Consider the following 21,669-nt stretch of genomic DNA (forward strand, 5'->3'; position numbering starts at 1 on the left):
CCGCTGGTGTACCAGTTGTCTTGCCAAAGGCATCGCTGGGTAGCTATGTGCGGAAGGGATAAGTGCTGAAAGCATCTAAGCATGAAGCCCCCCTCAAGATGAGATTTCCCATAGCGCAAGCTAGTAAAACCCCTGAAAGATGATCAGGTTGATAGGTCAGAGGTGGAAGCGCGGTGACGTGTGGAGCTGACTGATACTAATCGGTTGAGGACTTAATCTAAGATGCGGAAACGGCTTGGTCAGGGACGACAGGCATAAGATGAAGACTGAAAGAGGTCCTGACCTCTGGAAGGCTTTGGCTTATGACCCCGAGTCCCTAGCCGTTGGAGCTCGATTCCGCTTGGTGAACCCTCTGTATTTCTCCTTCTTCATTCATTATCTAGTTTTGAAGGAATGATTTTCTTCAATCATATAATCTAGTGGCGATAGCGAAAAGGTCACACCCGTTCCCATACCGAACACGGAAGTTAAGCTTTTCAGCGCCGATGGTAGTTGAGGGTTTCCCTCTGTCAGAGTAGGACGTCGCTAGGTTTAAAAATGGCCCCTTGGTCAAGCGGTTAAGACACCGCCCTTTCACGGCGGTAACACGGGTTCGAATCCCGTAGGGGTCACCAAGTTTTTTTACGAAGTGAAAATAACCAAGTTTTTTTACGAAGTGAAAATAACCAAGTTTTTTTACGAAGTGAAAATAACCAAGTTTTTTTACGAAGTGAAAATAACCAAGTTTTTTTACGAAGTGAAAATAACCAAGTTTTTTTACGAAGTGAAAATAACCAAGTTTTTTTACGAAGTGAAAATAACCAAGTTTTTTTACGAAGTGAAAATAACATTCCATTTCGGAGGATTAGCTCAGCTGGGAGAGCACCTGCCTTACAAGCAGGGGGTCGGCGGTTCGATCCCGTCATCCTCCATTAAGAATTTTTTCACGAAGTGAAAAATAGTCTTCCTTAATACAATCACGAGATGAAAAAAAATTAAACTATGCCGGCGTAGCTCAATTGGTAGAGCAACTGACTTGTAATCAGTAGGTTGGGGGTTCAAGTCCTCTCACCGGCACCACTTATACCGAGCCATTAGCTCAGTCGGTAGAGCATCTGACTTTTAATCAGAGGGTCGAAGGTTCGAGTCCTTCATGGCTCACCAAAGTTTTTTACTATAACTTTCTTTCATTATGCGGGTGTGGCGGAATTGGCAGACGCACTAGACTTAGGATCTAGCGCCGCAAGGCGTGGGGGTTCGACTCCCTTCACCCGCACCAATGTTTTTTTTTATAGCCTATAAACTTTCCATATGCGGAAGTAGTTCAGTGGTAGAATACAACCTTGCCAAGGTTGGGGTCGCGGGTTCGAATCCCGTCTTCCGCTCCAAGAACTTCTTTTGCCGGGGTGGCGGAACTGGCAGACGCACAGGACTTAAAATCCTGCGGTAGGTGACTACCGTACCGGTTCGATTCCGGTCCTCGGCACCAATGCTTTTTACGAAGTAAAATAGCTTTCGTTAATACGAAGTAAAATATCCAACGATAAATTGCAAAGCAAAATAGGATTCAATAAATTATGAAGTAAATTTCTTATATGCGCCCGTAGCTCAATTGGATAGAGCGTCTGACTACGGATCAGAAGGTTATGGGTTCGACTCCTTTCGGGCGCGCCATTTCTATTAATATTTGTTTGGGGCCTTAGCTCAGCTGGGAGAGCGCCTGCCTTGCACGCAGGAGGTCAGCGGTTCGATCCCGCTAGGCTCCACTTAGATTTTTTCACGGAACGAAAGTGCAGTGAAAATAATCTTCAATAATTCACGGAACGAAAGTGCAGTGAATAAAATCTTCATTAAATTAACTTTGGCGGTGTAGCTCAGCTGGCTAGAGCGTACGGTTCATACCCGTGAGGTCGGGGGTTCGATCCCCTCCGCCGCTACCATAATAACTTATACTTTTGGAGGTATACCCAAGTCTGGCTGAAGGGATCGGTCTTGAAAACCGACAGGCGGGTCAAACCGCGCGGGGGTTCGAATCCCTCTACCTCCTCCATCTTTAAATAATATTTATTTTTCAAGTAAGACACTTGAAAAAAACTCTGGTCCCGTGGTGTAGCGGTTAACATGCCTGCCTGTCACGCAGGAGATCGCCGGTTCGATCCCGGTCGGGACCGCCATCTATACATAATTGAATAGTATTATGGCTCAGTAGCTCAGTCGGTAGAGCACGATGAATAAGCTACAAAGAAAAAACATCCAGCGTACCGATTGAAGATCGGGACGAAGGACGAAATAAGATTTTATCTAGGGTAATTATTAATAATCATGGCTCAGTAGCTCAGTCGGTAGAGCACGATGAGTAAGCTTCAAGGAATTAACATCCAGCGTACCGATTGAAAATCGGGACGAAGGACGAAATAAGATTTTATCTAGGGTAATTATTAATAATCATGGCTCAGTAGCTCAGTCGGTAGAGCAAAGGACTGAAAATCCTTGTGTCGGCGGTTCGATTCCGTCCTGAGCCATCTTTTTTTGAAGGGGTATAGTTTAAAGGTAGAACGAAGGTCTCCAAAACCTTTGGTGTGGGTTCAATTCCTACTACCCCTGTCAAATCACATGGCGGTTGTGGCGAAGTGGTTAACGCATCGGATTGTGGTTCCGACATTCGTGGGTTCGATTCCCATCAGTCGCCCCAATATTTACAATTTCTTCTTTGGGCTATAGCCAAGCGGTAAGGCAACGGACTTTGACTCCGTCATGCGTTGGTTCGAATCCAGCTAGCCCAGTACGAAAAGCGGAGCCGACTGTTTTGGTCCGACAAGCGCTGGAGGGGCACCTGCGGAAGTCATAAGACTTCAAAGGGGCACCGAAGCGACCTCGAGGACCAAGGAGGCGCAGCTGGACAATATAATATGCGGGTGTAGTTTAATGGTAAAACCTCAGCCTTCCAAGCTGATGTCGTGAGTTCGATTCTCATCACCCGCTCCATAAATACATATAACCTTGTTTCCAACACTAGAGTTGTTTCCAATGAAGCAGTCCTAGTGTTTTTTATTTTTTTAGATGTTATTCTCATAAAGAAAGGATAGATGCATAGCATCTATCCTTTTACCAATCTTGTGTATTTTCAAGTAAATGATCAATTTCAATTGTTGTGATGAATGAGAATCCCTCATCTTCAGTAAGGTCTCGAGTGGATTCTAACAATTCATCGATATCAGCTTTAATTAATCGCATAGTTATTTTCTCCTCTCGTGTATGTACGTTATTAAACATACCCTATTTCCTGGTCTACTAAACTTTTCGATGCGACGTTCTTCTTTATGGGGGTAAGAATAAAGAAATTATTAATTTGTTTCCCTTATCATGTTATGAATAAAATATGACCAAACTATTACTTAGCTATTAACAAATTAGGAAGAATCTCATTTTTAGTTGAAAAAAAGTTATAAATACATTTAAATAAGGTCGAGAGATGTAGGGGGAGTTGAAATAAATGAACGTTTTAGTAATAGAAGATAATGAGAGTGTATGCTCAATGATTGATATGTTTTTTTCTAAAGAGGGAATTAAAGGAACATATATCCATGATGGTTTAGAAGGCCTTAACACATTTAAATCAGGTGAATGGGACTTGGTTATTATTGACTGGATGCTTCCGAGTATGGATGGTGTTATGATATGCCGAAAAATCCGAGAAGAGGGCTATTCGGTTCCTATCATTATGTTAACAGCAAAGGATACAGAATCAGACCAAGTGCTCGGGCTTGAAATGGGAGCGGATGATTATGTAACGAAACCTTTCAGTCCACTTGCTTTAATGGCAAGAATTAAGGCCATTAGTCGTCGGATGCAAAGTAATGATCTAGTAAAAGTCGATAAAGGGATGCTACAAACAAAACATTTTAAAATCAGTAAAGATACAAGAGAAGTATTTTTAGATGATCAGCAAGTGTTAAATTTAACACCAAAGGAATTCGAACTTCTTTACTACTTCGCACAGCATCCAAAGCAGGTCTTTACAAGGGAACAGCTTCTAGAAAGAGTTTGGGGCTACCAATTTTATGGCGATGAGCGAACAGTAGATGTTCATATTAAAAGATTAAGAAAAAAGATAGGAACCGATTCACAGCCATTCTTCCATACGGTTTGGGGGGTAGGCTACAAGTTCGATGAAGTGGTGCAGGGAAATGAAAATTAAATATTTGTACCAACAGCTTATAAGTCACATAAGTGTGCTAGTAGTTGCTTTTTTAATATTAAGCTTAGTGTTCTCTCATTACGTAGAGGGGCTGGTGTATAAAAATAAGGTGGATGAACTTGAATCATACGGTGAAAATATCTTGCGTGACATTACAGAGGGGAATCTTTCCTCCGACCGAATTGTAAATGAATATATGACCGTATTAGGTGGACGGAATATTAGCTTCTCTATCTTTGATGAGAAACGATCAGTTATATTTCCTGCCGATAAGCACGGGGGAGATTTAAGGTTAGTGGATGAAGTACTTGAACAAATTTCGAGCGGAGAGACTCTAATTGTTAAAAATAGGACGAAACGCTCGAATCAGGAAGTAACGCTTGTTGCTATTCCTTATATAGTAAATGGACAATTAGCAGGAGGAATCTTGCTTACTGCACCAATTAGCGGTTCAAGGGAAATGATCAGTCAAATTAACCAATATTTATTTTATACCGTTCTGATCGCTTTAGTGGTTGCTGTTTTACTAAGCTTAATTTTATCAAGAATACATGTTCATCGAATTAAACGAATTCAAGCGGCAACATCTTCCGTTGCTGCAGGAAATTACACAGTAAAGCTACCTTCTTCAACATTTGACGAAATTGGGGAACTTGCCGAGGACTTTAATTCAATGGTGATGCGATTAAATGCCTCGAAGGAAGAAATTGAAAGCTTGGAAAACCGCCGTCGTAATTTTATGTCAGATGTATCGCATGAGCTTCGAACACCGCTTACAACGATCAGCGGAGTAATTGAAGGGCTAAAAAATAATATGATTGCTGAAGAAGAAAAAGAAAAAGGAATTCAACTAGTTAGCAAAGAGACCAAGCGCCTTATTCGCCTGGTCAATGAAAATCTAGATTATGATAAAATCCGATCAAATCAGATCAAGCTTACTAAAGAAGAGATTCCATTGGATGAGTTATTTGAAATTATTCAGGAACAATTATCTCTGCAAGCGGAAGAAAAAGGGAACTCTATCCAAATAGAGGTAGAAGAGGGTACATCCATTTTTGCGGATTATGACCGTCTTATACAAATTCTCATAAATATCACCAAAAATAGCATTCAATTTACTTCAAATGGAAGTATCTATTTGCGAGGGAAGAATGGAATAAGGGAAACGATCATTGAAATACAAGATACAGGAATTGGAATTGATCCGATGGAGATTGAAAAAATATGGCATCGTTTTTATAAAGCTGAAATCTCGCGTACATCAAATCCATTTGGTGAGTTCGGGTTAGGCTTGTCCATTGTCAAACAGCTCGTACAGCTTCACAATGGAAAAATTGAAGTTACAAGTGAAAAAGGAAAAGGAACAATATTTACGATTCGTTTTCCTTCTGAATGATCCTAGCAAGAAATAAGCCGCATGAGCGGCTTATTTTTTTTTGGCTAAATAATCAAAATCTTTCCCTATTATTTCTAACTCTATTAAAGGTTTGTTAATTATTTGTTCATAAATGGGGTCTATGATGTAAATATGAAGCAAGACATAAAGGAGGAGCTTAGAATGAGTGATTTTAATCAATATCCATCACAATTAGAAACTTCGCAAGAATATCATACAGAACCTGTTAAGAAGAAAAAGAAAGGAAGGAAGGTACAAAGCTTTTTATCAATGGTAACCGCTGGGGTTGTTGGCTCTATGCTTACCATTGTAGCGATTCCTAATATTGACACTTTACAAAACCTCTCTGAAAAGATCAGTGGAGTGACTGGAGAGCAAAATTCCGCTATTTCTAGCTCAAATGAAAATAATGAGGCAGCAGCTGTAGTGACAACAGCTGCAACTACTACTAAAGATTCTAATGATATTGCGGTTGCAGATATGGTTGAGGCATCCTCAAAAGCGATTGTAGGGATTGTCAACTTACAAGAGCAAACTAGTCGTTATTCTACTGACACATCAGCTGTTGAGGCTGGATCAGGATCAGGTGTCATTTTTAAAGTAACAGGTAATGAGGCTTATATTGTTACAAACAATCATGTAATCGAAGGGGCAAGTGAAATTGAGGTTTCACTCTATAACGGAGAGAAAGCTAGTGCACAACTTATTGGAGCAGATGCTCTAACTGATTTAGCTGTATTAAAAATTGATTCCAAAGATGTTGAAGGCACACTTGATTTCGGAGATTCATCCACATTGCGTGCTGGAGAAGAGGTACTTGCCATTGGAAATCCACTCGGTCTTGAATTTTCACGTACGGTAACTCAAGGGATTGTAAGTGCAACGGATCGGACGATTGATGTTACGACTTCTGCAGGAGAATGGGAGCTGAATGTTATCCAGACGGATGCAGCCATTAATCCTGGAAATAGTGGTGGTGCTTTACTAAATTCAAGTGGGCAGGTGATCGGAATTAACTCACTTAAGATCTCAGAGGATGGAGTTGAGGGATTAGGATTCGCGATTCCAAGTAATGACGTCGTACCAATCGTAAATCAACTCATTGAATCAGGACAAATTTCACGTCCATATATGGGTGTTAGCTTAGCAGGCCTAGAGGAACTTCCGCAAATGTATCTTCAGGAAGTGCCAGAAACAGTAACAGAAGGTGCTATGGTGATGCAAATCGATTCTAGCTCAGCTGCTGCAAAAGCGGGTCTAGCAGTAGGTGATGTTATCGTTACTATCGATGATGTGAAGGTAACCAATTCAAATGATTTACGTAAATATTTATACAATGACTTATCTGTGGGAGATGAAATAACTTTAAAGGTCTATAGCAAAGGACAAGAAAAAACGGTCACGATGACTTTAACAGGTCAGCAAGCGACAAGTTAATCAAATCTATGGAGGAATTAGATATGAACGATAAAAACAAGATATTAAAGAAACTGCGTATGCAATCTTACTTGAAGGGAGGTGAATTCATTTGAACAAGGCGGTAAAATGGACGATGATTGTAGCGCCGATCGTCGTTCTAGCGATTGTTATAGTTAATATGTTTAGTATACCTACCATGACTGTTCAAGCTCAGGGATTTCATGGAATGAAAGGTGGAGGCGTTCATGGTTTTCATGAAAGAGGTATGATGGTGAGCCACTCCTACTTCGTAGTACCATTCTTACTGGGTGTATTGGCAAAGGCGGGCTTAGTGATAGCTGGTTGGATGCTGTGGGTCCGTGGAAAGAGCAATGGAATGAAGCTGATTGGTGGAATCTTACTTGCACTAGGAATACTAGCTTTATTACCTACTATTCTAGCCATTCCACTTCTAATATTATTAGGGTACTTACTTTATAAGGGTGCAGTAAAGAAAGACACAAATGTTCAGGAATTAATGACGGGAGAAGAGCTAGTGGTACCGTCCTATACAAATAGAGATTACCTTGATGAGTGGGAAAACAAAGTACGTAGGGAGGAAAAGTAAAAATGGGGATTTTCAAACGAATAAAAGACATCGCAACAGCAGATTTTAATGACGCATTGGATAAATTAGAGGATCCAATTAGTATGCTCAAGCAATATTTAAGGGAGCTTGAGGGAGAGATAGGAAAGGCACAAAAGGCTCTCGCTCAGCAGCTGTATATTGAAAAGAAGTTTGAAGCAGTCATCGAATCAACGATAGATAGAGTCCAAAAAAGAGCAAGGCAAGCAGAGTTAGCCGTTGAAAGAGGCGAAGATCAGATTGCTAGACTAGCGATAGAGGACAAGCTTCAGCAAGAGAAAAAATTAAGATTGTATGAAGGACAGTACCATACCATTAAAAATCAAACGAATTTATTGTACGACGAACTCGATAAACTTAAAGAAAAATACGACGAATTACAGGATCGAAAACTTCTGCTCGTTTCTAGAATGACAGCGGCAAAGGTATCAAACGATATCTCTCAAGTCCTTGCTTCCATTAATCCGGACCGAGCCGTCAAGGGGTTCATAAGAGTAGAGGAAGAGATACTAAAACTTGAAGCAAAGTCACAAGCAAATCAATATTTCACAAAAGCGAATGCGGGAAGAATTGAGAGTGTTCTTGAAACATATTCACATGAAGATGTAGAGAAGGAATTGGAAAAGCTAAAATCTTCAAGACTAGAAACGGTATAATATGGGAGACGGAGACGAGTGAATCGTCTCTTTTTCTTTTTCATATCTCTTTCATTGCTTGTTAATAGTTTTGTCACATTTACAGGTTAGTATAGAGGAAGAGAAAACAAAGGAGAGGACAATCACATTATGAAGGAAAAATTACTTAGGAAGAAATTAGTCATAACAATAGTAACAGCACTAATTGGACTAGCTATTATCGCTGGTATTCTCTTATCAACAAAAGACAGTGTAATAGCAAAAGTAGGAGATGCGTCCATTTCAGAAGATGAACTACAACAGACATTGTTAGATCAGTATGGAGCAGATGCACTTGATGTGTTAATTACAAACAAATTAATAGAGCTTGAAGCGGATAAACAAAAGATTACGGTTTCTGATGAAGAAGTTGACGAGGAACTTGCTACATTGGCTGAATCATATGGCGGTGAAACTGCTCTTGAAGAGGCAGTTGTAGCAAGTGGATCAACAATGGACGATGTACGAGACGATATTATCAGTTATATTAAAACAGAAAAATTGCTTGAGCCAAGAATTGAAATTACAGATGAAGAGTTACAAACGTATTTTGATGAAAATAAAGATACTTTTGCTACAGCTGAACAAGTACAAGCAAGCCATATTTTAGTAGCTGACGAAGCAACTGCTAACGAAGTCAAGAGTAAGCTAGATGCTGGGGAAGACTTTAGCGAATTGGCAAAAGAATATTCTACAGATACAACTACAGCAGAATCTGGTGGGGATTTAGGTTACTTTAGTAGTGGTGATATGGTAGCGGAGTTTGAAGAGGTTGCATTTGCACTCGGTGTGGATGAGATTAGTGCTCCTGTAAAAACCGACTATGGTTACCATATCATTAAAGTGGTGGATCATCAGGAAGCGAAGGAAGCAAATTTCGAAGATAGTAAGGAAGAGATCTCAGACACTTTAATGAATGATAAGATGTCAACAGAATATACTGTATGGTTAGAAGAGCTAAAAGAAGAGTATGAAATTACTAACTATCTAGAAGCATAAAAAAACCCTCGATTTGAGAAAATCGAGGGTTCTTCATATTAGAAACTAACTGATTGCTTAGAAATCATTTCTTCTGATGTGTTTGGGACAGCTGGTAGTGGGGTATCAATTAAAGAATGCTTTGTGACATTCTTTGAAACCTCTACATATTTCATATGATGTTCTTCCATTTCAATAATTTTGAAGGTGTAGTGTTCAAGTGTTATTTCGTCGCCTTCTCTTGCCTCATAATTCTCAGTTAAGATCCAACCACCAATTGTATCCACATCTTCATCATCAATATTTAATCCTAATAGATCATTTACTTCGCTTACAAGCATTTTTGCATCAATAATATAGTGATCTTCCTGAAGCTTTCGTATCATTGGAATTTCATCCATATCAAACTCATCACGAATTTCACCAACAATTTCTTCTATTATGTCTTCCACGGTAACGAGACCAGAAGTACCGCCATATTCATCCATAAGAATGGCCAAATGGATCCGTTCCTTTTGCATTTTAACTAACAAGTCATGAATAGGAACCGTATCTATAACGCGGATAATAGGTCTTGTATAAATTTCAAGTGTCTTCGTTAAGAGTGTTCGGTTTTGGATCAGCTCTGTCATGATTTCTTTTATATTTACCATTCCTATAATATGGTCCTTGTCACCATCTATGATAGGGTAACGAGTAAACTTTTCTTCATTAACAACTTGAAGAAATTCCTCTAACGTATTGTCCTTTGATAGGGTAATGATTTCACGTCTAGGAACCATAATTTCCTTGGCAATTCGGTTATCGAATTCAAATATTTTGTTTACATATTTAAACTCTGATTGGTTTATCTCACCACTTTTATAGCTCTCAGAAAGTATTAATCGCAGCTCTTCTTCAGAATGTGCTAAGTCATTTATGGAAGCAGGTTTTAGCCCAAATATTTTTGTTAATATTTTCGTTGTACCATTCAGTACAAATATAAAAGGGAACATTAGCCGGTAAAACCAGATCAGTGGACGCGCAGTAAATAGCGTCATTTTCTCTGCTTTTTGCAGTGCCATCGTTTTTGGAGCTATTTTTCCAAATAGCACATGAAGGAATGTAATTGCTAAGAACCCTATTCCGAAAGAAAGGAAAGATACGATTGCCTCTGTTCCGTTCATTTGCTGGAAAATAGGTCGCAATACGATTTCAATCGGTTCAATGGCTAACCAACCTAGACCTAGTGTTGTCATTGTGATACCAAGTTGGCAAGCAGACAAATAATTGTCTAGATTAGCATTAACCCTTTTGGCAGAAATAGCACCTCTTTTTCCTTCCTCAATGAGTTGGTCGAGTCGTGAGTCTCGTACCTTTACAATAGCATATTCCGAAACCACAAAAAATGCCGTCAAAGCAATTAAAATGGCTATTAAAACCAAGTTTAATATGTCCAATAAGTTTCCTTATCTCGCTTTATAAACGAGTAAGGAGTCACCTCCCAGTTAATTCGAAAATTTTACTAACCTTTGAAACTCGGGTAAAAACTTCATCAGCCATTCGCTCTCCACTGTTAACTCTTCTGAGAGCACTTTCGTTTGCTGACCATCTAGATTTTCAATTAATGGGATGAGTACAGAAATATCGTGCTGTAGCTGCTTCATTTGTTGACCAATGGAGTGAATATGCTTTTCCATTTCTACCTGTTTCACTTCTTTTTGCTTTTTCATTTCTAGTTTTCTCTTAATCTCTTCTAAAGGGATGTGCATTTCTTTACATGCTTCAATGAATTGTAGTGCTTCTAGAGCTTCATCATTGTAAAGTCTGTAATTCCCCTTTGAACGATCAGCGTGCAGTAACCCTAAGTTTGTGTAATAGTCAATCGTTCTTCTTGAAACTTTTGCAATTGAAGCTAGCTCTCCAATTCGGTAAAATGCCCCATTGTACCACCTCTGCTTATGAATTCTTCAATATTAAATAATTATAATTATACGAAAGGAAAAACTGTACAGTCAAACGTTACGGTTAGATAAAAATTGGTATTATCCATATTTTATGATGAATTTAGTGTAATATGAAGGTATAAAGATGAATTGTTAGAAAAATGAAAAAAAACCTCTTTACTCAGAGGCTTTGGTATGTGATGGTATAGGCATGGTCATTCTAAAAATGGTTTTTTCTTTACTTGATTCACATATTAGACGACCTTTATGTTTTTCAATGATTTCTCTACATACGAAAAGTCCAAGGCCAGTTCCGAGTGTTTTAGTAGTAACAAATGGCTCGAAAATGGATTTTAACATTTGGTCTGGAATCATCGGTCCGTTATTTGAGATTTCAATAACAACATGCTTATTGTGTGAAAGAGAACTAATGATCTCGATTGTTGGGTCTTCACGGTATTGTGTTAACACATCAATTGCATTAAATATAATATTGATTAGAACCTGTCTAATTTCATCCACATATCCGAATAAATGAACATGGTCAAAAGTTTCTCTGATAACCTTTACTTTTGAGTCGAGTATGCTTGGATATAAGAATATGAGTACTTCATCAAAAAGTTCATTTAATGAAAATGAACTTTTTTCTTTACCAATGAGTTCTTTCTTCGAGAGAAGTAAGAATTGAGAAATACGGAAGTTTAACTGTTCTAATTCACTTGAAATAATATCTAAGTATTTAATTGATGGGTCTTCGGCTTTTAATAATTGAATAAAACCTTGAACCGAAGTTAAGGGGTTTCTGAATTCATGAATAAAACTTGAGGTCATTTGTCCAAGTAGTGTTAACCTATCCTTATGTGTAGAATCGATAAATTGCGTCTTTTCTTCAATTATTTTATTTTTCTCTTCTGTAAAGTAAGAAACAGAGTACAGCAGAAACTTATCGAAGAATGAATCAATGATCTTTATGGATTCTTGAATTTCTTCTTTAGTAAAATCACTTTCAAGTAAATGGTGATAGATAATCGACCGGCCGATGTTGACATTATAAACAAATGTCCCAATGTTGATAGAATCATTTACTCGTTGTTCAGCCATTTTTAACGAAAATTCCTCAATAAACATTTCAAAACCAAGACCTTCTCTATCAAGTCCATCTAGAATCATTTGAAATAAAGAAAGATCATTTGTATTAACTTCAATTTTATATGGATCTTCTGTTGAGATCAGGATTTCTTTTTCCCATAAAGAGATTAATAAATTCTTTGATTTGGAGAGATAATCAATTAATTTCTCCCTGGTTGCTTGCAGCATGGATTGTCACTCACCCTTATATTCTTTCTCTCTCTTTATTTAGTTAATATGGATATATTCGCGGATTTTAGGTGGAATCCTCTTTCGAAAAAGGAGAAAGAGAGAAATCATACGTAAGTCTTATTAATTGTAAAAAATACCCAGATAAACGTAGTCATTATTGGATAGCAGTATTTTTATGGAATATTTTCCATTATTGCTTTATAATAAAAAGAGGATGTGTAAAATTACACCAATTCATTTTAAAGGACTGAATGGATTTGACTAGAGACGAGATAATATCGAAGGTATCGGAGAAAATGAGATTAATCCGGACGGAAGCAGGTTACACACAGGATAAAATGGGTGAAGTCATCGGTCTTTCGAAAAAGACGCTCGTACAAATTGAAAAAGGTAGGATGGATGCAAACTGGCAGACTGTTGTTACCATATGTGCTCTATTTCGTGAAACAGAAACCATTCAGTATTTATTTGGGAGTGACCCATTAGAAGTGCTTGAGACTGTGGCGAGAGATGGGATTGATTACCGAAAAGAAAAAACATTGGGTGGTAAGCTATGGTGGCGTGAAATTGAAAGAAAAAAGGGGATTATTCTACAGCAGAATGTCTTAAGTCAACACTATCGCATTCTTGATGATGAGTACTTTCGAATTTTTAGCAGTTTCGAAGAACATGCATCCAGAGAACGTTTTGAAGAGCTTGTGAATGAAATAAAGGATTAAGAACAAAAGCTACCGGGTGTCCATTAAGGGATACATAGTAGCTTTTTTTCATGAGATTTTTGGAATGAAGTTAGTAGCCACTTTCGTCATTTGAGTTGTAGCGGGTGTTGAAATGAAATGGATTTGGAGACATGATTGAGCGAATGGTCATTTTCAAAAATAGATTTGATCTTATTTAGAAATAAATGATTCCTTTTTCCATCCACAATTACTAGCAACTTACTTCCCCTTTTTACTGTTAAAAAGAATGTCACTAGCTTTGTTATGTGTAAGCCTGAAACGGAGTGATGATTATGATAAAAAGTAACCAGGCCATTGAATTTCTTTATTAATGTGTATAATTCCATTATCTCTTTCATCATTATTCGATGAGTGTAACGAATCGTTACAGACGATGTTTCATTCATGGACAGCACTCCTTTATCCAGTTATTTTAATAAATGATTACCCCTTCTTCCCCATAATGAAACATGTTTGTTAGGGAATTTACTGAGAATTCAATCTCTTCCGTCTAGAGAAGGGATGTTAGTTGGAGTATTTTATACTATCGCTCTTCCGAAATACAGTCGTAATCTCCAGGCACAATCCAAGCCTTTGCCTGTTTCTTAGAAGCATACCAATATTGAGAAAATTCAATTGACTTTAGAGGGTTTTAATGATAATGTAAAAAATATGGAAAATATTGAAAGGATAGGAGGTTACGATCATGAGAGTTAGAGATTTTCACATTCACTCAACTAAATATGGGAGCGTAACCATTTTTTATTCTGTCCTTAAATGAGCACTGTTTACTTTTTAATGAACAGCACAGGTTGCGTATGAGTAGCTTGTGCTTTTTTGTCGCCTTTGGACATATCGCATAGGATGCGGTATGTCTTTTTTGTCTTGTAAAAGAGGTAGCATTGGGAATAACCCATTACTATAAAAAGATTCTAGGAGGAGAAACAATGCAAACATTACGTGTAGAAAGATTATTGGTATCACCCGTGGAGCTTGAGAGTGGTTAGTTAAATATGATGGAAAGAAAAGAGAGGAGACTCAAAAGATGTTCTCTATATTAAGAAAATTAAGTTGGTTCTTTAAAGAAAATTGGAAACGTTATACTGTTGCGATAACGCTTCTTGTTTTTATAGGATTTGTTGATGTTATTCCACCAAAGCTTGTTGGAATGGTTATTGATGATATTCACATGGGAGTAATAAGTCAGGAAAGAATAGTGCAGTATTTATTAGCATTTTTCATTCTTACAGTTGTTTCTTATGGGGTCACATATATTTGGATGTATCAGCTGTTTGGTGGGGCTTTTCTGATTGAAAGAAAACTGCGCTCACAATTTATGAGACATCTTTTTAAAATGACACCAACGTTTTTTGAAAAAAATCGAACGGGAGATTTAATGGCGCGTGCAACAAATGATCTAAAGGCAATTTCAACCACTGCTGGTTTTGGTATTTTAACACTAGTAGATTCTACAGCCTTTATGCTTACCATCGTTGCGATGATGACGATCTTTATTAGTTGGGAACTTACTCTTGTAGCAGTACTACCGTTGCCAATTATGGCTGTTCTCATCAATTACTATGGCAATACCATTCATAAAAAGTTTATGTCAGCACAAGATGCATTTGGTGAACTTAATGACCGTGTTCTCGAATCGGTTTCAGGAGTAAGAGTGATTCGCGCTTATGTACAAGAACGTGAAGATCAAGAACGATTTCACGATATGACTGAGGATGTTTATAAAAAGAATGTGGCTGTTGCAAAAATTGATTCTTTGTTTAATCCGACGATCAAGGTTTTGGTTGGACTAAGTTATGTTATTGGATTAGGTTTTGGTTCATACTTAGTGTTCCATAATCGACTCACGTTAGGGGAACTCGTTTCGTTCAATGTGTATTTAGGTATGCTTGTTTGGCCGATGTTTGCCATTGGGGAGCTTATCAATATTATGCAAAGAGGAAATGCTTCACTAGACCGAGTACAAGAAACTTTATCCTACGAGCCTGATGTATCGGATCCATTGAATCCAAAATCGGGTAATCATCCTGAGCAGATTACATTCAAGGAATTTTCTTTTCGTTATCCATCCTCTAGTGTAGATAATCTTAGTAAAATCAACGTAGATTTAAAGCAAGGAGAGACGTTAGGGATTGTTGGGAAAACGGGAAGTGGAAAAACAACCTTTATTAAGCAGTTATTAAGAGAATATCCATTAGGGGTAGGAGCGTTAACGATTTCTAATGTAGAGTTAAATGAGCATACGTTAGAGACAACTAGAGGATGGATTGGGTATGTTCCACAAGATCATGTCTTGTTTTCAAAGACAGTAAAAGAAAATATTCTTTTTGGACGAATGGACGCGACCGATATCGATTTGGCAAAAGCCATTGAATTAGCGGACTTCCAGAAGGATATTGAGATGCTTCCTGAAGGTCTAGAAACACTTGTTGGGGAAAAAGGTGTTGCTTTATCTGGGGGACAAAAACAAAGAATTTCGATCGCTAGAGCATTAATTAAAAATCCTGAAATTCTAATTTTAGATGATTCGCTTTCAGCCGTTGATGCCAAAACAGAAAAGAAAATCATCGAAAATATACGGAGTGAACGAAGCGGAAAGACAACAATAATAACGACTCATCGAATGTCTGCCGTTCAGCACGCGGATCGTATTCTCGTGTTGGATGAAGGGTTGATTGTTGAGGAAGGAACCCATGAAGAATTGATGAAACAGAACGGCTGGTATCAAGAGCAATATGATAGACAGCAGGTTCAAACCTCATCTGATGTGGAGGTGAGTGTATGACGACCGGTAAACGCCTCGTACAATACGCTTTGTATTATAAAAAAATCATTATCGCCGCACTTTTGATGCTTTCAGTCGCAGTTACCGCTGACCTTGCAGGACCATTCATTGCCAAGAGAATGATTGATCAACACATATTAGGAATTGAGTCGACTTGGTATCAAACAAATGGAACGAAGGATTCAGTTGAATACAAAGGGAATTATTATAAACGTGAGAAATATACTGAGGACGATGAGGTGAAGGTAGAAGAAGCAACCATTCTACAAGTGAATCGTTCATTCGTCTTTGTGGAGGAGGCGACTCCCTTTGACGGGGAAAGAAGCTTTAATAATGGTGTACTAACCATTACAAAGGGAGACAAGATTAAGACCTTTGAAGGAACAAAGCTTACAACGGAGGAGCTAGTTGCATTTTATCAACCGGAAACCTCAAGAATTATTGGTTTATTATCACTATACTTCGGGCTGATCGTTATTGCAGCAATCTTTGAATACGGACAGCGTTATTATTTGCAGATGTCTGCAAACCGTGTCATTCAAAAAATGCGTGAGGATGTATTTGGACAGATTCAAAAACTCCCTATTCGATACTTTGATAATTTACCTGCCGGTAAGGTTGTTGCTAGGATAACAAACGATACAGAAGCGATTCGAGAATTATATGTTACTGTACTATCAACCTTTTTTACCAGCGCGATTTACATTACGGGAATTTATATTGCATTGTTCATTCTGAATGTAAAGCTAGCGTTGATTTGTTTATTACTATTACCAATTCTCTTTGTGTGGACACTTGTTTATCGAAAATACGCATCAAAGTATAATCATAAAATACGTTCAAGAAATAGTGATATTAACGCAATTGTTAATGAATCCATTCAAGGCATGAACGTGATTCAAGCCTTTAATCGAGAAAAACAAACTCAGAATGAATTTGAAAAACTAAATGAAGATCACTTTAAGTTTCAAAACAAACTTCTCAGTCTCAACTCATTAACTTCACATAATTTAGTAAACGTGCTCAGGAATGTGATATTTGTAGCTTTTATTTGGTACTTTGGCGGAGAAGCATTAAACCCAAGTGCAGTTGTCTCACTAGGAATGCTGTATGCGTTTGTTGATTATATTAATCGCCTTTTTAACCCTATTCAAGGGATTGTGAATCAGCTAGCCAATCTAGAACAGGCGCTCGTTGCGGCAGACCGTGTGTTTGAGTTATTAACTGAAGAGGGAATTGATGTTAATGATCATCGGATGGAACGCTATAAGGGGAATGTAACTTTTGATCATGTTTCCTTTGGTTATAAAGAGAATGAATTTGTTTTAAAGGATATTCATTTTTCCGCTGAGCACGGGGAAACTGTGGCACTTGTCGGACATACCGGCTCAGGAAAGAGCTCAATTATCAATTTGCTTTTTAGGTTTTACGATTGTCAGAAAGGAAGTATTTTAGTTGATGGAACCGATATAAAAAATATTCCCCATCAAACCCTGCGACAGCATATGGGAATCGTGTTACAGGATCCTTTTCTATTCACTGGTACGATTGCTTCAAACGTTAGTCTTGATAATCCAGCTATTACTCGAGAAAAGGTGGAACAGGCACTTCGTGATGTAGGGGCTGACAGAGTATTCAAGCATTTGGAAAAGGGTTTTGATGAGCCGGTTATTGAAAAGGGTAGCACGTTATCAAGTGGTCAGAGACAGCTTATATCTTTTGCAAGAGCATTAGCGTTCGATCCGGCCATTCTTATCTTGGATGAAGCAACTTCAAGTATTGATACAGAGACGGAATTGATTATTCAAGAGGCGATGGATGTATTGAAAAAGGGAAGAACCACATTCATTATTGCTCACAGATTATCGACCATTCGAAATGCTGATCAAATACTCGTATTAGATAAAGGATGTATCGTCGAAAAAGGAACGCATGATGAGTTAATTGAACAAAAAGGAAAGTATTATCAAATGTATCAGCTTCAACAAGGTAGCAACTTAGCGGGTTAATGTTCAAAGAACTTTCGAAATATAGACATACAATTTTCTAATTTTACGTCCAGTTGGTCCCCTATTTCATGATAATGTTAAAGCAAACATAGGCACGAAGGGGGACTTAAAGATGGAAGAGCTTTCAGTGACATTAGTTATTGCAAGTATTATGGTTTTAGGTTACTTTATTGGATTTACAATCATAAAAGAATCTTAAAAACGGCCTTTTATTAGGAAAGGCTGTTTTTTATTTGGGCATAATATGAAAGCCCTCTTCCGGAATGGAAGAGGGCTAAGCCATACCTTATTCAATTGTTGTACTATCTTTAATTAAATTAGCGTTGGAAAGATCCGCTCATAGATTGTTGAGCCATAGATACTAAACGCTTAGTGATTTCTCCACCTACAGATCCGTTAGCACGTGAAGTAGTTTCGCCACCAAGGTTTACACCAAATTCGCTAGCGATTTCGTACTTCATTTGCTCTAATGCTTGCTCTGCTCCTGGTACTAATAGTTGGTTTGAAGAATTGTTGTTTGCCATGTTGAACACTCTCCTTCAGTTTTTTTGGTGGACTATTTTGGATTGAACCAAATTGATTTTAGTAAATCAAGCTTTCAGCATAGTCCGTTATAAAAGTTATTTGGTGGTTGGCCACTCGTTGTCGCTGTGTTTAATCAATATTATGGATGATTTTTTGGATCCTATTCGAAATAAACTACAGGTAATGTTTTCCTGTTCATTATTTCTTTTTACTTTACATGAAGAGGTTAGATGCTTCTCAAACTAATAAAAAAACAAAGTAGGGAAGAGAAATGGGAATATGTCCAGTTTGTAACGGGCTTGAAGAAAAATATTTTACTTGCAGTACATGCGGAAGTGAATTAGAGGAAGCAGGAAGGCTAATGGATTTTTTTGATGATTATAGTGCCTATATGCCAATTGACTTAATGAAGCTTGAAGATGGATATCCCGAGGATTATGCTAAGGGACTCTGTCCACACCTTTATAAGTGTCCTACTTGTTATAGTGATGTCGTACAATTCATCCAAGAATAGAATAGAAAAAAGGATGCAGCGCGTTCGTGCTGCATCCTAGGTGATTAACGGATTCTTGATTCTGTAGTTACATCGAAGAAGTGAGCTTTGTTCAAATCAAATGCTAAATCGATTGATTGACCAGGTTTAATATCTGAACGAGAGTCTACTCTCGCTACAAAATCCTGACCCTCAATGCTTGAATAAAGCATGGTTTCAGCACCAGTTAATTCTGATACATCGATTTTAACATGGATTTTTGTACCTTGAGAAGCCTCGATGAAAACAGGCTCATCATGAATATCTTCAGGACGGATACCGAGAATAATTTCTTTACCAACATACCCTTGCTCACGTAATACTTTCATTTTTCCTTCTGGGATAGCGATAGCAGTTTTGCCTGCTACAAATTTACCTTCCTCGATTTTTCCTGTTAGGAAGTTCATTACTGGTGATCCAATAAATCCACCAACGAATACATTTTCAGGCTTTTCGTATACTTCTTTTGGTGCTCCAACTTGCTGGATAACTCCATCCTTCATAACAACAAGACGAGTAGCCATTGTCATTGCTTCTGTTTGGTCATGTGTTACGTAAATAGTTGTTGTTTGTAGACGTTGATGAAGCTTTGCAATTTCAGCACGCATCTGAACACGAAGTTTAGCATCAAGGTTTGATAATGGCTCATCCATTAAGAATACTTTTGCATCACGCACAATCGCACGACCTAACGCCACACGCTGACGTTGACCACCAGAAAGTGCTTTTGGCTTACGATCAAGATAAGGTTCTAGACCAAGGATTTTTGCAGCTTCTTGAACACGGCGATCAATTTCATCCTTAGGAAATTTACGAAGCTTTAATCCAAAAGCCATATTGTCATAAACACTCATATGTGGGTAAAGAGCATAGTTTTGGAATACCATGGCAATATCACGATCTTTTGGTGCAACATCATTTACACGTTTACCATCAATAGAAAAATCACCTTTAGAGATTTCCTCAAGACCAGCAATCATACGTAAAGTTGTTGATTTTCCGCAACCAGATGGTCCAACGAATACGATAAACTCTTTATCTTGAATATGAAGGTTAAAGTCTTCAACAGCAGTTACTTTATTGTCGTAAATTTTGTAAATATGATCTAATACTAACTCAGCCATAATTAATTCCTCCCAATGTTCTGTAATCGTTTTCTTATGTATAGATTACATGATGGGTAGGATCTTGTACCATGTGAATAGTGCACAAAAATAGGGAGAAGGAAATTGGGCAATGTGCTATTTTTGCTTTTGTGATTGTAGTAGACAAGCAATATAAAGGGTTATGGCACTAGGATAATCTTTTAAATTTACGCCAGCTTTTTCTGTAAACTTGTCTACGCGGTATTGTAAGGTGTTTCGGTGAATGTATAACTTCTTTGCTGTAACACTCGCGTTTAAATTATTTTCTAAATATACTTGAATGGTTGCGAGCGTTTCTGGATCATCCATTAAAGGTTGAAGAAGTTGGACTTCTATAGCTTTTAAAAGCTCAGTGGTGAGACTGTGCGAGAGCAACGATGGGAATAGGTTCTCAAATGTAAATACTCTTTCTTTGAGCTTCCATTCTAAAGCTTGTTTGAAAAATTGATGATCTTGATGGAATAATTCCTTTAATTCCTCTGTGGCAGAATGGAACTTTCCGATAAAAAAACTGACACGTAGGTAAAGATCGTTTTCAAATGTCTCAGAGATTTCTAAGAAATTTTCTGCCATTAAAAAGCTGTGAGATTCGTGTTCAATGAGCACAGCGTGATTTGGACTTTCCCAAAAAATAATAATGTCTTCAGATAAAAAGCCTTTTAAGGCGAGTTCTAAATCTTTTTGCTCCCAGTCCTCTCCTGAACAATGAAGGTGAATGATTCGAACTCGACGTTCTTGTTTTTGTAAAGGGACTTTATCATCCGAAAATAAAAAATTGTACCATCCCTGAGATTGAAACTCTATAACAGGTGGTTCAAAAGAGTGGAAAAGGGCATCTAGTAACTGTTTTTCTTTTGGTTCTAAACTGTCTTTTTTAATACCAAGCCAGCCCTCTTCGTTTTCTTCATAAAACCAGTCATACTCTTTTGTCTCTTCAAGTGTAGGCTGTTGATTTAAAAATTTACTGTCTTTGTATAATTGGTGAACTTTTTTTAGCATATGGTTGCTCCCAAATGTTTGTATATCTTCATTATAACAGGTAACGTCTCTTATCAATAATTTGTCTTATAATTTCTATTTAAGAAAAGAATACGATATAATCGGTTCAATAGGGGATACCGTATCGATAGTTGAGAGGTGAATAAATTGGAATACTCACAAGAAATGAAAAATCGGTTAAAACGGCTTGAGGGTCAGGTTCGTGGAGTAATACGTATGATGGAAGAGGAAAAACATTGCAAAGATGTGGTAACTCAGCTATCAGCTGTGCGATCGGCTGTTGACCGAGCAATGGGATATATTGTAGCAAAAAATTTAGAGGCATGTATTCGTGAAGCAAATGACGAGGGGAAAAACGCCGAGGATGCGATTCAAGAGGCTGTAAATATGATAGTAAAAAGTCGATAGACAAGTAAAAAGACA

Annotated in this window: 19 protein-coding genes, 17 tRNA genes and 2 rRNA genes; 30 read left to right on the forward strand and 8 right to left on the reverse strand. The window is 37.8% G+C overall.

The features are described 5' to 3' along the window. The 19 genes from ACFFHF_RS06940 to ACFFHF_RS07030 all read left to right on the forward strand — a co-directional run. Positions 1–220: ribosomal RNA gene (locus ACFFHF_RS06940) — 23S ribosomal RNA — on the forward strand; the annotation flags it as partial. Between the two features lie 195 nt (positions 221–415). Then, positions 416–531, forward strand: a 5S ribosomal RNA gene (rrf, locus tag ACFFHF_RS06945). Between the two features lie 8 nt (positions 532–539). Next, a tRNA-Glu gene (locus ACFFHF_RS06950) sits at positions 540–614 on the forward strand. A 224-nt stretch (positions 615–838) separates the two neighbouring features. Beyond that, positions 839–911: transfer RNA gene (locus tag ACFFHF_RS06955), tRNA-Val, on the forward strand. A 72-nt stretch (positions 912–983) separates the two neighbouring features. Further along, positions 984–1,059 (forward strand) — tRNA-Thr (locus ACFFHF_RS06960). An 8-nt stretch (positions 1,060–1,067) separates the two neighbouring features. Further along, positions 1,068–1,143, forward strand: a tRNA-Lys gene (locus ACFFHF_RS06965). A 30-nt stretch (positions 1,144–1,173) separates the two neighbouring features. After that, positions 1,174–1,258: transfer RNA gene (locus ACFFHF_RS06970), tRNA-Leu, on the forward strand. A 34-nt stretch (positions 1,259–1,292) separates the two neighbouring features. Next, a tRNA-Gly gene (locus ACFFHF_RS06975) sits at positions 1,293–1,367 on the forward strand. A 12-nt stretch (positions 1,368–1,379) separates the two neighbouring features. Further along, positions 1,380–1,468 (forward strand) — tRNA-Leu (locus ACFFHF_RS06980). A 108-nt stretch (positions 1,469–1,576) separates the two neighbouring features. Continuing rightward, a tRNA-Arg gene (locus tag ACFFHF_RS06985) sits at positions 1,577–1,653 on the forward strand. Between the two features lie 19 nt (positions 1,654–1,672). Then, a tRNA-Ala gene (locus tag ACFFHF_RS06990) sits at positions 1,673–1,745 on the forward strand. 97 nt (positions 1,746–1,842) lie between these two features. Beyond that, positions 1,843–1,919, forward strand: a tRNA-Met gene (locus ACFFHF_RS06995). Positions 1,920–1,936: 17 nt separating this feature from the next. Then, positions 1,937–2,029, forward strand: a tRNA-Ser gene (locus ACFFHF_RS07000). Between the two features lie 48 nt (positions 2,030–2,077). Continuing rightward, positions 2,078–2,153, forward strand: a tRNA-Asp gene (locus ACFFHF_RS07005). Between the two features lie 275 nt (positions 2,154–2,428). Next, positions 2,429–2,501: transfer RNA gene (locus tag ACFFHF_RS07010), tRNA-Phe, on the forward strand. Between the two features lie 11 nt (positions 2,502–2,512). Beyond that, positions 2,513–2,583 (forward strand) — tRNA-Trp (locus ACFFHF_RS07015). A 12-nt stretch (positions 2,584–2,595) separates the two neighbouring features. Continuing rightward, positions 2,596–2,671, forward strand: a tRNA-His gene (locus ACFFHF_RS07020). Between the two features lie 19 nt (positions 2,672–2,690). Beyond that, positions 2,691–2,762: transfer RNA gene (locus tag ACFFHF_RS07025), tRNA-Gln, on the forward strand. A 128-nt stretch (positions 2,763–2,890) separates the two neighbouring features. Then, positions 2,891–2,964, forward strand: a tRNA-Gly gene (locus tag ACFFHF_RS07030). 120 nt (positions 2,965–3,084) lie between these two features. On the opposite strand, the gene ACFFHF_RS07035 is transcribed toward ACFFHF_RS07030, so the two are convergent. Further along, positions 3,085–3,213 carry a hypothetical protein gene (locus tag ACFFHF_RS07035; protein WP_276131190.1) on the reverse strand — a complete coding sequence of 43 codons (129 nt, stop codon included), beginning with the start codon at positions 3,211–3,213 and terminating at the stop codon, positions 3,085–3,087. Positions 3,214–3,472: 259 nt separating this feature from the next. Between ACFFHF_RS07035 and ACFFHF_RS07040 the strand changes: the two genes are divergently transcribed. The 6 genes from ACFFHF_RS07040 to ACFFHF_RS07065 all read left to right on the forward strand — a co-directional run bounded on the left by ACFFHF_RS07040 (position 3,473) and on the right by ACFFHF_RS07065 (position 9,290). Then, on the forward strand, positions 3,473–4,177 hold the full coding sequence (locus ACFFHF_RS07040) for a winged helix-turn-helix domain-containing protein (RefSeq protein ID WP_160548164.1): 705 nt from the start codon (positions 3,473–3,475) through the stop codon (positions 4,175–4,177). Then, positions 4,167–5,573, forward strand: coding sequence for a sensor histidine kinase (locus tag ACFFHF_RS07045; protein WP_377057791.1), 1,407 nt, complete (start codon positions 4,167–4,169; stop codon positions 5,571–5,573). Before ACFFHF_RS07040 ends, ACFFHF_RS07045 begins: the two co-directional genes overlap by 11 nt. A 162-nt stretch (positions 5,574–5,735) precedes the next feature. Beyond that, entirely contained in the window at positions 5,736–7,010 is a 1,275-nt protein-coding gene (locus ACFFHF_RS07050; protein ID WP_377057792.1) for a S1C family serine protease, read from the forward strand. Between the two features lie 91 nt (positions 7,011–7,101). Continuing rightward, a complete protein-coding gene (locus ACFFHF_RS07055) occupies positions 7,102–7,599 on the forward strand; it encodes a hypothetical protein (RefSeq protein ID WP_160548167.1) in 498 nt (165 codons plus the stop codon). 2 nt (positions 7,600–7,601) lie between these two features. After that, positions 7,602–8,273, forward strand: a complete 672-nt coding sequence (locus ACFFHF_RS07060; protein WP_160548168.1) for a PspA/IM30 family protein — start codon at positions 7,602–7,604, stop codon at positions 8,271–8,273. 129 nt (positions 8,274–8,402) lie between these two features. After that, positions 8,403–9,290 (forward strand): peptidylprolyl isomerase, encoded by an 888-nt coding sequence (locus ACFFHF_RS07065; RefSeq protein WP_377057794.1) that lies wholly within the window; start codon positions 8,403–8,405, stop codon positions 9,288–9,290. 38 nt (positions 9,291–9,328) lie between these two features. On the opposite strand, the gene ACFFHF_RS07070 is transcribed toward ACFFHF_RS07065, so the two are convergent. From ACFFHF_RS07070 to ACFFHF_RS07080, 3 genes are all read right to left on the reverse strand, one after another. Continuing rightward, positions 9,329–10,708, reverse strand: a complete 1,380-nt coding sequence (locus ACFFHF_RS07070; RefSeq protein ID WP_160548170.1) for a hemolysin family protein — start codon at positions 10,706–10,708, stop codon at positions 9,329–9,331. Between the two features lie 48 nt (positions 10,709–10,756). Beyond that, positions 10,757–11,215: a MerR family transcriptional regulator gene (locus tag ACFFHF_RS07075; protein ID WP_377057857.1), complete on the reverse strand. Its 459-nt coding sequence runs from the start codon at positions 11,213–11,215 to the stop codon at positions 10,757–10,759. 156 nt (positions 11,216–11,371) lie between these two features. Continuing rightward, positions 11,372–12,511 carry a histidine kinase N-terminal domain-containing protein gene (locus tag ACFFHF_RS07080; RefSeq protein WP_160548171.1) on the reverse strand — a complete coding sequence of 380 codons (1,140 nt, stop codon included), beginning with the start codon at positions 12,509–12,511 and terminating at the stop codon, positions 11,372–11,374. 260 nt (positions 12,512–12,771) lie between these two features. Here ACFFHF_RS07080 and ACFFHF_RS07085 point away from each other — a divergent pair, with 260 nt between their 5' ends. Continuing rightward, positions 12,772–13,233 carry a helix-turn-helix domain-containing protein gene (locus ACFFHF_RS07085; protein WP_160548208.1) on the forward strand — a complete coding sequence of 154 codons (462 nt, stop codon included), beginning with the start codon at positions 12,772–12,774 and terminating at the stop codon, positions 13,231–13,233. Between the two features lie 86 nt (positions 13,234–13,319). Here the strand turns inward: ACFFHF_RS07085 and ACFFHF_RS07090 are convergent, their stop codons facing one another. Next, the gene (locus ACFFHF_RS07090) at positions 13,320–13,640 is read right to left on the reverse strand and encodes a hypothetical protein (RefSeq protein ID WP_160548172.1); all 321 of its coding nucleotides are present in this window, start codon (positions 13,638–13,640) and stop codon (positions 13,320–13,322) included. Between the two features lie 638 nt (positions 13,641–14,278). On the opposite strand from ACFFHF_RS07090, the gene ACFFHF_RS07095 reads away from it, so the two are divergent. Then, the gene (locus tag ACFFHF_RS07095; RefSeq protein ID WP_160548173.1) at positions 14,279–16,036 is read left to right on the forward strand and encodes an ABC transporter ATP-binding protein; all 1,758 of its coding nucleotides are present in this window, start codon (positions 14,279–14,281) and stop codon (positions 16,034–16,036) included. Further along, the gene (locus tag ACFFHF_RS07100) at positions 16,033–18,045 is read left to right on the forward strand and encodes an ABC transporter ATP-binding protein (protein ID WP_160548174.1); all 2,013 of its coding nucleotides are present in this window, start codon (positions 16,033–16,035) and stop codon (positions 18,043–18,045) included. The genes ACFFHF_RS07095 and ACFFHF_RS07100 overlap by 4 nt, the downstream gene beginning before the upstream one ends. Before the next feature lie 317 nt (positions 18,046–18,362). Here the strand turns inward: ACFFHF_RS07100 and ACFFHF_RS07105 are convergent, their stop codons facing one another. After that, entirely contained in the window at positions 18,363–18,569 is a 207-nt protein-coding gene (locus tag ACFFHF_RS07105) for an alpha/beta-type small acid-soluble spore protein (protein WP_066058898.1), read from the reverse strand. Between the two features lie 272 nt (positions 18,570–18,841). Between ACFFHF_RS07105 and ACFFHF_RS07110 the strand changes: the two genes are divergently transcribed. After that, positions 18,842–19,084 carry a hypothetical protein gene (locus tag ACFFHF_RS07110; RefSeq protein WP_160548175.1) on the forward strand — a complete coding sequence of 81 codons (243 nt, stop codon included), beginning with the start codon at positions 18,842–18,844 and terminating at the stop codon, positions 19,082–19,084. 44 nt (positions 19,085–19,128) lie between these two features. On the opposite strand, the gene ACFFHF_RS07115 is transcribed toward ACFFHF_RS07110, so the two are convergent. Together ACFFHF_RS07115 and ACFFHF_RS07120 are read right to left on the reverse strand one after the other, a co-directional pair. Then, positions 19,129–20,226, reverse strand: a complete 1,098-nt coding sequence (locus ACFFHF_RS07115; protein ID WP_377057795.1) for an oligosaccharide ABC transporter ATP-binding protein MsmX — start codon at positions 20,224–20,226, stop codon at positions 19,129–19,131. A 117-nt stretch (positions 20,227–20,343) separates the two neighbouring features. Continuing rightward, a complete protein-coding gene (locus ACFFHF_RS07120; protein ID WP_160548177.1) occupies positions 20,344–21,246 on the reverse strand; it encodes a PucR family transcriptional regulator in 903 nt (300 codons plus the stop codon). Positions 21,247–21,393: 147 nt separating this feature from the next. Here ACFFHF_RS07120 and ACFFHF_RS07125 point away from each other — a divergent pair, with 147 nt between their 5' ends. Beyond that, positions 21,394–21,654, forward strand: a complete 261-nt coding sequence (locus ACFFHF_RS07125; RefSeq protein ID WP_119707106.1) for a metal-sensitive transcriptional regulator — start codon at positions 21,394–21,396, stop codon at positions 21,652–21,654. Positions 21,655–21,669 lie beyond the last annotated feature (15 nt).

It is taken from the genome of Robertmurraya beringensis (genome assembly GCF_042433785.1).
GTDB lineage: Bacteria > Bacillota > Bacilli > Bacillales > Cytobacillaceae > Robertmurraya_A > Robertmurraya_A beringensis.

Coding starts and splice junctions, on each gene's coding strand:
- ACFFHF_RS07035 (WP_276131190.1), bottom strand. CDS start 3,213: ATGCGATTAATTAAAGCTGATATCGATGAATTGTTAGAATCCACTCGA.
- ACFFHF_RS07040 (WP_160548164.1), top strand. CDS start 3,473: ATGAACGTTTTAGTAATAGAAGATAATGAGAGTGTATGCTCAATGATT.
- ACFFHF_RS07045 (WP_377057791.1), top strand. CDS start 4,167: ATGAAAATTAAATATTTGTACCAACAGCTTATAAGTCACATAAGTGTG.
- ACFFHF_RS07050 (WP_377057792.1), top strand. CDS start 5,736: ATGAGTGATTTTAATCAATATCCATCACAATTAGAAACTTCGCAAGAA.
- ACFFHF_RS07060 (WP_160548168.1), top strand. CDS start 7,602: ATGGGGATTTTCAAACGAATAAAAGACATCGCAACAGCAGATTTTAAT.
- ACFFHF_RS07065 (WP_377057794.1), top strand. CDS start 8,403: ATGAAGGAAAAATTACTTAGGAAGAAATTAGTCATAACAATAGTAACA.
- ACFFHF_RS07080 (WP_160548171.1), bottom strand. CDS start 12,511: ATGCTGCAAGCAACCAGGGAGAAATTAATTGATTATCTCTCCAAATCA.
- ACFFHF_RS07090 (WP_160548172.1), bottom strand. CDS start 13,640: ATGAATGAAACATCGTCTGTAACGATTCGTTACACTCATCGAATAATG.
- ACFFHF_RS07095 (WP_160548173.1), top strand. CDS start 14,279: ATGTTCTCTATATTAAGAAAATTAAGTTGGTTCTTTAAAGAAAATTGG.
- ACFFHF_RS07100 (WP_160548174.1), top strand. CDS start 16,033: ATGACGACCGGTAAACGCCTCGTACAATACGCTTTGTATTATAAAAAA.
- ACFFHF_RS07105 (WP_066058898.1), bottom strand. CDS start 18,569: ATGGCAAACAACAATTCTTCAAACCAACTATTAGTACCAGGAGCAGAG.
- ACFFHF_RS07110 (WP_160548175.1), top strand. CDS start 18,842: ATGGGAATATGTCCAGTTTGTAACGGGCTTGAAGAAAAATATTTTACT.
- ACFFHF_RS07115 (WP_377057795.1), bottom strand. CDS start 20,226: ATGGCTGAGTTAGTATTAGATCATATTTACAAAATTTACGACAATAAA.
- ACFFHF_RS07120 (WP_160548177.1), bottom strand. CDS start 21,246: ATGCTAAAAAAAGTTCACCAATTATACAAAGACAGTAAATTTTTAAAT.